8 protein-coding genes are annotated in these 12,672 nt (G+C 73.7%); 2 read left to right on the top strand and 6 right to left on the bottom strand.

Features of this window, described 5'->3' with window-relative positions:
- The first annotated feature begins 191 nt into the window (after positions 1-191).
- Entirely contained in the window at positions 192-2,318 is a 2,127-nt protein-coding gene (locus tag E1289_RS31815) for a tetratricopeptide repeat protein (protein ID WP_131986861.1), read from the top strand.
- On the opposite strand, the gene E1289_RS31810 is transcribed toward E1289_RS31815, so the two are convergent.
- From E1289_RS31810 to E1289_RS31800, 3 genes are read right to left on the bottom strand one after another with little or no spacing between them, the layout of a single operon-like run.
- Positions 2,319-3,248, bottom strand: a complete 930-nt coding sequence (locus E1289_RS31810; protein ID WP_131986859.1) for a carbohydrate kinase family protein — start codon at positions 3,246-3,248, stop codon at positions 2,319-2,321.
- Positions 3,245-3,889, bottom strand: a complete 645-nt coding sequence (locus E1289_RS31805) for a hypothetical protein (protein ID WP_131986857.1) — start codon at positions 3,887-3,889, stop codon at positions 3,245-3,247. The genes E1289_RS31810 and E1289_RS31805 overlap by 4 nt, the downstream gene beginning before the upstream one ends.
- A 5-nt stretch (positions 3,890-3,894) precedes the next feature.
- A complete protein-coding gene (locus tag E1289_RS31800; RefSeq protein ID WP_131986855.1) occupies positions 3,895-5,106 on the bottom strand; it encodes a hypothetical protein in 1,212 nt (403 codons plus the stop codon).
- 230 nt (positions 5,107-5,336) lie between these two features.
- Between E1289_RS31800 and E1289_RS31795 the strand changes: the two genes are divergently transcribed.
- Positions 5,337-8,441 (top strand): tetratricopeptide repeat protein, encoded by a 3,105-nt coding sequence (locus E1289_RS31795; RefSeq protein WP_165970682.1) that lies wholly within the window; start codon positions 5,337-5,339, stop codon positions 8,439-8,441.
- Between the two features lie 244 nt (positions 8,442-8,685).
- Here E1289_RS31795 and E1289_RS31790 read toward each other — a convergent pair whose 3' ends face one another.
- The 3 genes from E1289_RS31790 to E1289_RS39890 form a co-directional block, all read right to left on the bottom strand.
- Positions 8,686-10,293 (bottom strand): right-handed parallel beta-helix repeat-containing protein, encoded by a 1,608-nt coding sequence (locus tag E1289_RS31790; RefSeq protein ID WP_207929278.1) that lies wholly within the window; start codon positions 10,291-10,293, stop codon positions 8,686-8,688.
- Positions 10,294-10,371: 78 nt separating this feature from the next.
- The gene (locus tag E1289_RS31785; RefSeq protein ID WP_243713279.1) at positions 10,372-11,253 is read right to left on the bottom strand and encodes an oxygenase MpaB family protein; all 882 of its coding nucleotides are present in this window, start codon (positions 11,251-11,253) and stop codon (positions 10,372-10,374) included.
- Positions 11,254-11,485: 232 nt separating this feature from the next.
- Positions 11,486-12,556 carry a hypothetical protein gene (locus E1289_RS39890; RefSeq protein ID WP_243713278.1) on the bottom strand — a complete coding sequence of 357 codons (1,071 nt, stop codon included), beginning with the start codon at positions 12,554-12,556 and terminating at the stop codon, positions 11,486-11,488.
- Positions 12,557-12,672 lie beyond the last annotated feature (116 nt).

Raw genomic sequence — 12,672 nt, 5'->3', positions numbered from 1 at the left:
CCGCTCGGACGGAGCGGAAGCGGGCGGCCCGGCCGCCCCGCGCGGCCGGGCCGGTGCACTGTTTCTGGCTAAATAGGTTCTTTGGGGATTTGTCGCACCTGCTCTGCCGGTGAATACCTCGTTGTGCCTTGACGCGTGGTTCGACAGTGGGAAAGCATTCAAGTCCGCGCCCCCTCCCCCCGATCAGGAACATGACCACGAACCCGGGTGCAGCCGGACCGCCGCGCGGGCACGTCAACGAACTCGGCGGCCCGGTCGCCGGGCCGGTCGTGCAGGCACGGGACGTCCGCGGCGGCGTGCACTTCCACGGCGTCCGGCACCCCGTGCCGGTGCCGCGGCAGCTTCCGGGGGCCGGCCTTCTCGTCAACCGCGCCGACGCGCTCGCCGCCCTCGGGCAGGGCCCGCCCCAGGACGGCGCGGTCGTCGTGAGCGGTCCCGCCGGCATCGGCAAGACGGCCGTGGCCCTGCACTGGGCGCACCGGAACCTCGCGCGCTTCCCGGACGGGCAGCTGTTCGTCGACCTGCAGGGCCATTCCGCGGCGGGGCCCGTGCTCCCCGGTGAGGCACTGGGGCGCTTCCTCCGCGCGCTGGGCGTCCCCGACGAGAGCGTCCCGGTGGAGACGGCGGAACGCGCCGCGCTCTTCCGGTCGCTGGCGGCCGCGCGCCGGATGCTGGTCGTCCTCGACGACGCGTACTCGGCGGCGCAGGTCGGCCCGCTGCTGCCCGGGACGGCCGGGAGCGCCGCGGTGGTGACCAGCAGGTGGCGGCTGGGGGGCCTGGTGGTGCGCGGGGCCCGCGGCGTCCAGCTCGGCCCCCTCGGGCGGGACGCGGCGCTGGAACTGCTGGACGCCGCGCTCGGCGCCGAGCGCGTCGCGCCGGAACTCGGCATGGCCGAGCGGCTGGTCGAGCAGTGCGAGCGGTCGCCGCTGGCGCTGCGGATCGCGGCGGCGAGGCTCGCCACCCGGCCGGGCCGGTCGCTGTCCGCGATGGTGCGCGAACTGACCCACGAGCGCCGCCGGCTGGCGGTGCTGGCGGCCCAGGACGCGGAGGGCGACGTGACGATCAGAGCGGCTCTCACGCTGTCGTACCGGAACCTGCCCGAGCCGGTGCGGCACCTGTACCGGATGCTCGGGGTCCACCCGGGGGTGACGTTCGACGGCCGGACGGCGGCGGCCCTCGCCGGGGTCCCCGTCCCCGCGGCCGAAGACGGCCTCGACCTGCTCGCCGAGGCGAACCTGCTGGACGACCTCCCGGATGGGCGGTACCGCTTCCACAACCTGGTGCGCCTGCACGCACGGGAGCTGGCGGAGCAGGACGAGCCGGCGGCCGCGCGCCGCGAAGCGGTGCGGCGGCTGGCGGAGTGGTCCGTCGTCGCTGCGCTGGCCGCGAGCCGCGCGATCGCGCCGTACCGGCGGCTCGCCGACCCCGGGTTCCGCACCCCGGAACCGCCCGCGTTCGCCGGCGCGGCCGAAGCGCTCGCCTGGCTGGACGAGGAGTTCGGCAACCTGCGGCCGCTGGCCCGCCGCGCCCTGGAATGCGGCCTGCACCGCCAGACCTGGCTCCTTGTCGACGTGAGCTGGCCCCTCTTCCTGCACCGTGGCCACCATGCCGAGCGGCTCGACTTCGACCGCGTCGGGCTGGCGGCGGCCCGCGCCGACGGCGATCTCGTCGCCGAGGCCAAGCTGCTCAACCGCACCGGGCTGGCGCTGCGCGCCCTCGGCCGGCCGGACGAAGCGGCCGCGGACTTCGCGGCCGCCCTCGACCTGTGGCGGCGGCTGGGGGACTCGGCCCGCGTCGCCGGCGTCCGCCGGCGGCTCGGCCTGCTGGAGTTGGACCGCGGCGCCGTCGACGCCGCGGCGGACCACTTCGGCGCCGCCCTCGACGCGTACCGCGCGGCGGGGGAGAACCGCCGGGCCGCGCTCACGCTGTGCGACCTCGGCGCCGCCCTGGTCAAGGCGGGGCGTGCGGCGGCGGCCGTCGAGCCGCTGACGGAGGCGGGGCGGCTGCTCGCGGCCGAGTCCGACCCGTACAACCGGGCGCGGGTACTGGTCCTGCTCGGCCAGGCGCAGGCGCACGGACCCGATCCCGCCGCGGCGGCGGCGTCCGTGGAACGGGGCCTGGCCGCGATGCGGGAGATCGGGTCGGCCATCGGCGAGGCGGACGCGCTGCACGTTCTCGGCGACCTCGCCCATCGGGACGGCCGCACCGCCGAGGCGCGCGGGCTCTACACCCGCGCCCGCGAGATCCTGGCCGGCACCGGCGCGCCGACCAGGGTCCTCGACGAGCGGCTCACCGCACTCGGCGACGGCGGGGACTGATCAGCGGTCCCAGCGGCCCACGGCGGTCGGCGGCGGCGCCGCCGCGCGCAGCGCCGCGAGGCGCTCCGCGGTCAGCGACACCACCGCCGGCAGCCGGTGCCCGATCTTCCATCCGGCGTGCAGCACCGCGCACTGCAGGGCCGCGACGTGGTCCCCGCCGCGCCCCCATTCCGCCAGGAACGTCGCGAACAGCGCGTCCCCGGCGCCGGACGTGTTGACCACGCGCGGGGGCGGCGCCGCCGCGACCCGGACGAGCGTCCCGTCCCGCAGGGCGAGCAGCGCGCCGCCGGCACCCAGCCCGATCCCGACCATCTCGCAGTGCCCGTACCGGGCGAACAGCGCCGCAGGCCAGGCCCGCGGGTCGCGGAGCCGCTCGTGACTGCAGAACACGATCCGCGCGTGCTCCAGCCAGGGCCGGGCGTAGCGGTCGTCCGGATCGGAGATCAGGTGGAGGTCGACCGCGATGGGGACGCCCAGTGCGGCGGCGGGCGCGACCAGCGGCCGGACGAACCGGGCCGTGGTCAGCACCAGCAGCCCCGCGCCGCGCGCCCGCTCCCGCAGCACGTCGAACGGGTAGGCGAACCCGTCCACCGGCGTGAGGTGCGGCAGGCCCATCCGCCGCCCGTCCCGGCCGACCAGGACGACCCCGGACGACGACGTCCCCGAGAGGACGACCCCCGGGCCGAGCAGGCCGTCCCGGGCGAGGTCCGCGCGGATCACCGCCCCCGCGGCGTCACCGCCGACGACCGTGCACAGCCGCACGTCGCAGCCGAGCCGCCGCTGGACTCGTGCGATGTGGACGCCCGCCCCGGAGACGCCGACGTCGGCCCAGACCGGCGGGCACGTCGGCATGTAGGGGAGCGGGAACCCCTCCACGGCCACCGTCGTGTAGCAGCTGGTCGCGCCCGCCACGACGATCCCGGCGCTCACGAGGCGAGCCTCCTCCCGGTCGTGGCGACCGCCGTGACCCGGACCCGGCCCGCGGTCTCCAGGCTTCCGGGGCCGGTGCCCCGCGCGGTGTAGCGGCCGACGAGGAGCAGCGCGCGGGCCAGCTCGGCCACGGCCAGTCCCGCCGCCGACCAGCAGTACAGGAACGAACCGCAGTTCGGCGCCCATACCTCGCCGGTCCCGGGCGAGCCGCGCATGGCGACCGCCGCGCCGTCCCGCGTCACCGCGAGGTGGCCGCCGGGACGCGCGGCCACCACCACGGCGGCGCCGGGATGGCGGTGCAACCTCCCGGCGAGCCGGTCCGCGAGCCCGACCGGGACGCGAGCGGGGCGGTCGACCAGGACGTCGGCGAGGTCCCGCCGGTCCGCGCCGGCACGGCCACCGGCCGCGGTGGTGCGGCAGGACGCGACGACGTGCGAGTCGACGACCGCGGGCGGTCCGAGCCGGGCGGCGGCGGGAACGTCGCGGTCCCCGAGCAGCACCAGCCTCGGCTCCCGCGGATGGCCGCCCCTGGGAATGGTGAGCACCGCCGGAACCCCGGCCGCGCCGCCGTCCCCGGGGCGGGTCAGGCACAGCACCCGCTCCAGCGTGTGGAGGCGGGTGACGACGAGTCGTTCTGACATCGGGCTCACCTCGCGAGGTACGGCGGGACGGCGGGGAGCGTGGCGGGCACCGAGGCCGGCACCCGCAGCCGCAGCCGCCGGTAGATCAGCTGCCGCATGTTGCGGTTGAACCGGCCCGGTTCGGACGAGAGCCGCCGCACCACCTCCCGGTGCCGGCCGGCGTCGAAACCGGCGGCGGCCCGGCGGAGCTGCCGGTGCAGCGAACCGCGTGCCGAGATCCGGGGCGCGACCTCGCCGAGCAGCGACTGCGCCGAGTCCGGCCGGCAGTCTTCGGCGGCGAAGCTGCCCAGCAGCACCGGGACGCCGGTGACGGCCCCGTAGGCGGTCACCGAACCGTGGTCGCCGATGATCCAGTCCGCGGCGGCCAGCACCGCCCGCCAGTCCGCCTCCGGGGGCACCAGGCTCAGGCCGCTCCGGAGGCAGTCGGCGAGCCACGCCCGGACCTGCCACGTCCCGTAGCCGAACCACACGTTCGGATGCAGGAGCGCGATGACCTGGAACTCGTCCCCGGGCAGCTCGGCGAGCAGCCGCGACCACAGTTCCGCACGCCGCGCCAGCAGCGACCTCGGTCCCCACGTCGAGGTCACCACGACGAGCTTGCGGCCGTCGCCCGCCCCCAGCGCCACCTGGTAGGACGGGCGGCACTCCAGGCTCGCGACGAGAACGTCGTGGCACGGATCGCCGCACACCACGGCCGCGGGGACCGCCTCCGGGCACGACCTGCCCAGATGGCCGAGGTCCGCACTGTGCGCGAGGACGATGGACGTGGGCACCAGCGTCCCGTCGTGCACGAGGCGCTGGGCGTCCAGGTCGTAGGCGACGCGGGCACCGACCGCGCGTCCCCTGCGGCGGACGACCAGCTTGTTGTGGCCGGCCCCGTGCGGCATGACGATCAGCGGCGCGTGCACCTCGTGGAGCGCGTGCAGGCTCGCCGCCAGCGCCAGGTCGAACTCGGTGCTCGTCGCCTGCTCCCACGGCACCTGCGCGGCCCCGATCCCGGCGAGGAAATCGCGGACCCCGGCCCCGAACACGTCGGGGGCCTGGGTGAAGACGACCCGGATCCGCAGGTCGTTCTCCAGCAGCCGGGCGGCCTCCAGCACGCGCTGCCCGGACGTGACGGTGTGGACGACGACGAGCACGGTCTTGCACTCGCGCCTCGTCGCCCACCGCTCGGCGCCGACTCCCACCGGGATCGGGCGCCATTGACTTACGGACATCGTGATATCACTGCCCCTCTGCTCAGCGCTGTCCGATTTCGCGACCCCACACCGAGCATCGGAGGCGGCCCTTGCGGCGGGACTTGCCGGATGCCTTGCGGAAAGCTTGCAGTTCCGGTCCGCGGCCCGGCCCATCGTGGCCAGGACACAACATGCTCACCGGTGGAAATTCTCACTTGACAATGCAAGGATCATCGGTGTCAAAGGTCGGCTTGCATTTGGGAGTGCGGATGGAATTCCGACTCCTCGGTTCGCTGGAACTGTGGTCCGATGGCCAGCGCCTGCATTTGGGCTGGGCGAAAGAGCGCTGCGTCCTGGCCGCGCTGCTGATGACGCCGGGCCGGCCGGTGACTTCCGAGACGCTGATCGACCGGGTCTGGGGGACCGACCCGCCGGCCAAGGCGAAGGATCTGCTCTATCCGCACATTGCGCGGCTCCGCCGGAACCTCGCCGCGCTCGGCGAAGAAGTGCGGCTGGAGCAGCGGTCGGGCGCATATGTGCTGGACGTCGATCCCGCCACCGTCGATTATCACCGTTTCCGGACGCTGTGCGACCAGGCCCGCGCGATAGCCGCCAGCGGCCACCCGGACGAGGCGGTGCGGCTCTTCGGGGACGCGCTGCGCCTGTGGCGCGGTGAACCGCTCCGCGGCGTGACCGGGGAGTGGGCCGCGTGGCGAAGGCGCGATATCCAGGAGGAACTGCTCGGCGCGGCGCTCGACCGCGCCCGGCTCGAACTCGACCTCGGTGAGCACGCGAAACTCGTGGCCGAACTGAACGAGCTTCTCGACCGGTTTCCGGGCAACGAGAAAACGGTCGAACTGCTCATGCTGGCCCTTCACGGCGGCGGCCGTTCGGCGGAGGCACTGCGGGTCTACGAGCGGGCGCGGCGGCGGCTGGCCGCCGAACTGGGCGTCTCCCCGAACCCCGGGCTCCGCGAACTGCACCGGCGCATCCTGTCCGGGGAGCCCGGACCGGCGGCGTCCCGGAGCCGGGCACGCGCCTCCCCGCCCAGCGACCTGCCGGGCGACCTGCACACCTTCACCGGCCGGGAGGCGGAGCTCGACCGCCTCGCGGAGATGGCCGGCGAGGGCGGCGGCACCGCGGTCACCGTCCTGGCCGTCGACGGGATGCCGGGCGTCGGCAAGACCACGCTCGCGATCCGCCTCGCCCACCGCCTCGCGCCGCGCTACCCCGACGGCCGGATATTCCTCGACCTGTTCGCCCACGACCGCGAACGCGAGCCGCTCGACCCGGCCGCCGCCCTCCGCCGGCTGCTGCACACGTTCGGGGTGGACGGCGACCGGATGCCGGCCGGTCTGGACGGCATGGCGGCACTGTGGCGCACCAAGCTCGCCGGCCGCCGCGTCCTGCTCGTGCTCGACAACGCGCTCGGGCACGACCAGGTCCGTCCGCTGCTGCCCGGCTCGCCCGGCTGCCTCGTCCTGATCACGAGCCGCCGCCGCCTGGCGGGCCTGGACGCCGCCCGCACCCTCTCCCTGGACGTGCTGGCCCCCGCGGACGCGGCCCTCCTGCTCACCCGGTCCGCCGGGCTCGCCCCGGACGCCGACCCGGAGTCCGTGCGCACGGTGGCGCGGCTCTGCGGCCACCTGCCGCTCGCCGTCCAGCTGATCGGGAACCGGCTGCGCCACCGGACGAGCTGGACCGTGGCGGACCTGGCCGACCGCCTCGAACGGGGACGCGCGCCGCTGACCGAGTTCCGCGCGGAGAACCGCGGGGTGAGCGAGGTGTTCGAGGTGTCCTACCTCGGCCTGGACGAACGGCAGCGGCACGCCTTCCGGCTGCTGGGGCTGCATCCCGGCGCGGACCTGACCGCGCGGGACGCCGCCGCGCTGCTGGACACCGGCCCGGCCGCCGCCGAGGCACTCCTCGACGACCTGCACGACCACCACCTGATCAACGAACCCCGGCGGGGCCGCTACCGGTACCACGACCTCGTCCGCGAGTACGCGCACCACCTGGCCGCGGACCGGGACCCCGCACCCGCCCGCGAAGCCGCCGTCGACCGGCTCCTCGACCACTACCTCGCCGCCGCCGGGCACGCCGACCGCCTGCTGTTCCCGTACCGCTCCCGCCCGCTCCCGGCCGCCCCGGCCTTCTTCGAGGACGAGGACGGTGCACGCCGCTGGTTTCGCGAGGAGCTGGACAATGCCCTGCGCGTCGCCCGCCATGCGGCCGACCACGGCCGCCCCCGCCATGCCGCACTGCTGGCCGCGGCACTGGGCGAGTACCTCGAAACCGAGGGCAACTGGCCCGAAGCGGCCGACCTGCACGAACGCGCCGTCCATGCCTGGCGCGTCCTTGGCGAGGACGACGGGACGGCCCGCGCGTTCGCCGACCGGAGCAGAATCCTCCTGCGCGCGGGGCGGCACGAGGAGGCGCTGCGCGCCGCGAACGAGGGCCTGGCGGTCACCGCGGCCGGTCCCGCCGCGGTCGCCGCGCTGCACGACTCGCTCGGCCTCGTGCACTGGCAGCGTTCCGAGTACGACGTGGCCGTCGGATACTACGACCGGGCGCTGGAACTGTGGCGGTCGGCCGGGGACCGGGCGGGCGAGGCCGAGGTCCTGCACCATCGCGCGTTCATCCTCTTCCACCGGGGCCGCTACGCGGAGGCGGAGGAGGAGATGCGCGCCGCGCTCGCCCTGTACGGGGAGGCGGGCCATCGCAAGGGACGGCAGATGGTCCTCAACAATCTCGGCGACATCGAGCGCAAACTCGGCCGCTACGGTGCGGCACTTCGCTGTTACGAAGAGGCCGGCGCGGTCATCGAGATGAGCAGGCAGCACCGGGCCACCTGGCTCAACAACATCGCGGCCGTCCGGGTGCGGACCGGGCAGGGGGCGGCGGGAATCGAGAATTACCGGCAGGCGCTCTCGATTTACCGCGAACTCGGAGCCAGGCGCGACGAGGCGGCCTGCCTGAACAACATCGGCCTCTGGTATGCGGAAATGAACCGCGAGGGTGAGGCACTGATCCATTTCCAGAAGGCGCTGCAACTCTCCCGCGAGATATCCGAACGCTTTGAGATGACCGCCGCGCTGCGGAATATCGCGGACGTGAACCGGCGAGCAGGTCGGTACCACATGGCCCTCGACCATTACGAGGAGTCCCTGACACTGGCCCGCTCGATCGGCGACGCCTACCAGGAGGCCCGCGCCCTGGACGGCATCTCCCAGGTCATGACCCGAATCCACGGCGAGGCCCAGGCCGCCCCCTACCGCCGCCAGGCCCTGGAGATCTACGAGGAGCTGGGCGTCCCCGAGGCCGACGAACCCCGCATGTACCCGGGCGGCCGCGACAGTGCGTCGGGGATCTGAAGGTCCTTCACATTAGAATCCGACCCGGCGTGTTTCTTGGCGATCAAGCCCCCGACCGGGCGGATTCGCTAGGGTATCCACATTCACCCGCAGATACGGGGATCTGCGGAGCTACTGTGTCCTTGTCTAGAATGGAAGGTTCCTCCTTGGGTGGAATATTCATGTGGTTTTGGGGCATCTGAAACGCCGCAACGACCACGGATACGGAAGCGGCCGGACGCGTTCGCGTCCGGCCGCTTCGTCGTCAGGGGGTCGGGCGGGGTGGGGTGTCGAACCAGTCGCAGCCTTCCGGGCGGGGCTTGTCGCGGCCGTACTCGGAGCAGGGGAGGGCGGCCAGGACCTTCAGCAGGTTGCCGAAGGGGGAGAAGATCGTCCAGCCGGACGGGCGGTCGCAGTCCGGGAGGGCGGCGGGGTCGGATCTGACCGTTCCCCAGGACGAGGTGTTGCCCTCCCAGCAGTTGCCGTCGCCCTGCTCGTCCCACCACACGTCCAGGCCGTTGGGCAGCACCCTCCCGTCCGGGGCGACGCCGAAGGCGTTGCGGGTGTAGCGGTTGCGGTGCGAGGTGTCGCGGAACTTCAGCAGGTCGTTCTCGCCGCGGAGCGGGGCCGGCACCCAGATCTGCCGGAAGCCGCTGCGCCAGTTGTCGTACAGGCGGTTGTGGACGTAGTCGTTGTCGTTGCCGCCGCCGAGGAGGAGGCCGGTGCCGACCGGGACCGGCGGGGCGGGGCAGACGACGCCGCGTTCGTGGCCCCGGTCCCTGGGGAGTCTGGCGCAGGTGCCGTCCCAGACGTTGCCGTAGTAGTTCACGTTGTTGCTGTAGATCAGGTTGTTCTCGAACGTCGCGTGGTTCTGCGGCAGGCCGGGGTGGCCGGGGAAGGCGCTGTCCATCGAGACGCCCGCCGAGTTGTGGTGGAACGTGTTGTCGTGCGCGTAGACGGAGTCCCCGGCGGTGCCGGAGTAGCCGAGCGCGTTGTGGTGGGAGTCGCAGCGCTGGATCTCGATCGAATGGCGGCGGCCGTTGAGCGGTGAGGCCGACCCCGGGTAGATCCCGGCGTCGCCGTTGCCGTGGCCCTCGCAGTCGGTGTAGAGGCCGTGGTCGCTGGCGAAGGTGAGGAAGCCGTACTCCTCGTTCCACCGGGCCAGCGCCCGGTCGATCACGAAGCCGTCCTGCTCCAGGATGTACACCCCGTTGAACTCGAACAGCTGGGTGGTGATGTTGCGCAGGTAGAAGCCGTCGGCGCGGTCCGCGCGGATTCCGTTGAGCTTGGCCCACGTCCCGTCGGGCTTGAACCCGCCCTCGATGACGACGTCCGTCATCTCACGGCCGGTGCCCTCCAGTTGGAGGTCGCAGCGCGGGCTGTCGCACGAGCGGTCGTCGTCGCCTGGCGTCTCGTCCCCGAACACGGCGACGAGCTGCTGGAGGTTGGGGCAGGCGTACTGCTCGGCGTAGCTGAGCAGGTCCCTGCCCTCCAGCGGGGCGCACTCCGGGCTCGGTTCGGCGCGGCTCGGCTCCTCGCGGTACGTGCCGGGCAGCACGTAGATCGTCGTGCCGCGCTCGGTGACGTCGTTCACCGCGGCCTGGACGTGCCGGTACGAGCACTCGGCGAGGAGGCGTTCGTTGAGCGTCCGCAGCCACCCCGCGTAGCTCTTGATCAGTTCGGCGGACTCCGGTTTGCACACCACCAGCCTCGGCGAGGCCGGCGCCGTGCGGTACGTCGGGACCTTGCCGGTCCCGGCCGGGAATCTGACCTCGCGTTCGGCGTGGCCGAGGGCCGGGGCCGCCGACAGACCCAGGGCCACGGTGAACGCGAGTGCGACGACTGCGGTGCGCGAGACGCGCTTGCCCATCATGACCGGGAATATGAACGCCTTTCGGGATCTTGCCCAGACCCATCCGACCCATCGGCCACATCGGGCCACCGGCAGATGTCAGGCTCCCTTGAGCGTCCTTCCGCCGGGACGCTGACCGTCCAGGCGGCTGTGGGTGCGGTCGCCGTGCTGTTCGAGGAGCATGCGCTGGATGAGCGCGGTGCGGCGGCGCTGCCCGGCGCGTTCGCTCAACCGGGTGGCGGCGGGTACCGCCCGCCGGACGCTCTCCAGGGCGAAGACCACGGTGGCGGTGCCGAGGACGGCGGCCCGGTACGCCTTCAGGTCGGGCGCCCCGAGGAGGTCGGCGCTGCGTTTGCCGAGGACGATGCGGCTGTAGGAGAACAGGTAGTTCGTCAGCACGCGCCTGGCGACGGGTGAGTTCTTCAGGCGGGGCGGGAGCAGCAGCGGGGCCGCCGCGTCCATCAGGGAGTCGGCGAGCCGCCGTGAGTCCTCGTCCGGGCGGAACTCGGTGGCGCCCTCCAGCCAGAGCAGCCGCCAGGCGTCGGCCTCGCCGGCGGGGAGCAGGCCGGGGTGGACGCCCATGAGGTGGCCCACGTAGCGCCACAGGTGCATGGCCGCGGCCCGGTCGGCCGCGGAGAACTGGAGCCCGAGGGCCCGCGAGCCGAGCAGCATCACCAGGGAGAACAGCAGCAGGGTCCCGGCCATCTGGACCTGGTTGATCGGCGCGTCCCACGCGTCGTGGTCCCAGTCGCCGCGCCGCCGCATCGCGGCGCGCACCTGCGCGTGCATGATCCGGACCCGGAGCGTCTGCTTGAAGCCGGTGTCGAACCGGCCGAGCCCGCCGGGGGTGGTGACGTCCACCCACCAGCTCGCCGTCTCGGCCAGCCGGCGCGGCGCCATGGAGTCGAGATCACCGGTGCGGACGAGGGTCTTGTTGGCGCGGGAGGCCAGGTAGCCGCCGTAGAGGGACGTGCACGGCATCACCATCGTGAGCCCGAGCAGCCCCGTGCGGGCGATGACCCGCGCGCCGCGTTCGAGGAGGTCGGTGTCCACCCAGTACGGGACGGCGTCGGCCGCGGCGAAGAAGTCCACCAGCTCGCGAGGCGGGTCGTCGACGGCGTCGATGCCCTCGTGCAGGGCGCGTTCGAACAGCCGCCGGCCGGTGCCGCCGGGGAGACGCGCGATCATCTCCGCGACCGCGTCCGCCGGCGGGTCACCGGCCTCGGCGAACGACCGGAACACCGTGAGCTGCGCGGGCGTCGCCCGGATGTCGCCAGAGGCCAGATGGCGCAGAACTAGGGTCCATGGAGGTTTTGACATCCAGGCGGGGTGCTCCAGGCGCTGCTGGTGGTCCATGCGTTCCTTCCGGTCGTTCGGTCGGTTCCTGGGGTGCGGTGTCGCTGCGTGCGGTGTCGCTGTGTGCGGTGTCGCGGGGTTCGTGGTGCGGGACGGCGGCGACGGCCAGGAGCGACAGCCCCAGGGCCAGTGCCGCCTGGCCGCTTTCGGCGGGCCACGGCTCCCCGTAGAGGGGGGTGGCCACGAGAAGCAGGTAGGTCTTCGCCGTCGCGGTCGCGACGAGCCCCACGACCACCAGGCGGCTGCGCTGCAGGGCGATCTGGAGCTGGCCCATCGCCAGCGGCGCGGCGACCGCGAAGACGTACAGGTAGGGGGTGCTGATCAGGGTGCCGGGATCCCCGGTCAGGGACGCGGCCCCCCGCAGCATCAGTTCGTTGGTGCCGGTGAGCAGCCCCACGTTGATGGCGAGCGCGACCCCCGTCAGCGGCCGCGCGTGGGCGCCTTTGCGCCCCTGGTCGTACGCCAGGAACATGATGCACGGCACCAGCAGCGAGGGCAGGACGACCGCCACGACCAGCGGCGACGGCGGCGTCTCGATGCCCACTGGAGCGCGGCTCCCCGGCGTGGCCCGCACGAGCAGGACGGCCGCGACGACCAGCAGGGCCACGCATCCCCATTCGCGCGGAGTGGGCCGTTCGCCCAGGATCGGAACGGCGAGGACGAGCAGCACGCCCAGCCCGGCCAGGAACATCGGCATCGCCTCGAACAGCGGCAGCCCGGTCAGCGCCGCCACCTGGAGGGCGGCTCCGACGCCGAGGACGGCCGCACCGGCGACCCACGTCCTGCTGGTGAGCAAGGTCCGGGCCAGGTGCCGGGGACGGCTCCCCCGGAGGGGGCCCATACCGGCCGCGGCCAGCTTGAAGAAGGCCAGCCCGGCGAAGTAGACGCCGGTGGAGAGGAATGCGAGGAGCTGGTAGTGGACGGACATGGCGGAGCCTTCCGTGCCGCCCGCGACCCGGCTGAACGGCGCGCGGTGCCGGGCCGCGGGCGGCGGCATCGGGGTGGGCGGGAAGGTGCCGGTGCTCGGTCGTTACGGGGTCAGGG

The organism is Actinomadura sp. 6K520, from assembly GCF_004349245.1.
Taxonomy (GTDB): Bacteria; Actinomycetota; Actinomycetes; order Streptosporangiales; family Streptosporangiaceae; genus Spirillospora.
The sequence above is the reverse complement of the archived record's forward strand: the minus strand, read 5'-3'. Positions and strand labels throughout refer to the sequence as shown.

Excerpts from the sequence above, each read along its gene's own strand:
- E1289_RS31785 (WP_243713279.1), bottom strand. The coding sequence starts at position 11,253 with ATGCCGTGCACGTCCCTCTACGGCGGCTACCTGGCCTCCCGCGCCAAC.
- E1289_RS31805 (WP_131986857.1), bottom strand. The coding sequence starts at position 3,889 with ATGTCAGAACGACTCGTCGTCACCCGCCTCCACACGCTGGAGCGGGTG.
- E1289_RS39890 (WP_243713278.1), bottom strand. The coding sequence starts at position 12,556 with ATGTCCGTCCACTACCAGCTCCTCGCATTCCTCTCCACCGGCGTCTAC.
- E1289_RS31800 (WP_131986855.1), bottom strand. The coding sequence starts at position 5,106 with ATGTCCGTAAGTCAATGGCGCCCGATCCCGGTGGGAGTCGGCGCCGAG.
- E1289_RS31815 (WP_131986861.1), top strand. The coding sequence starts at position 192 with ATGACCACGAACCCGGGTGCAGCCGGACCGCCGCGCGGGCACGTCAAC.
- E1289_RS31795 (WP_165970682.1), top strand. The coding sequence starts at position 5,337 with ATGGAATTCCGACTCCTCGGTTCGCTGGAACTGTGGTCCGATGGCCAG.
- E1289_RS31790 (WP_207929278.1), bottom strand. The coding sequence starts at position 10,293 with ATGATGGGCAAGCGCGTCTCGCGCACCGCAGTCGTCGCACTCGCGTTC.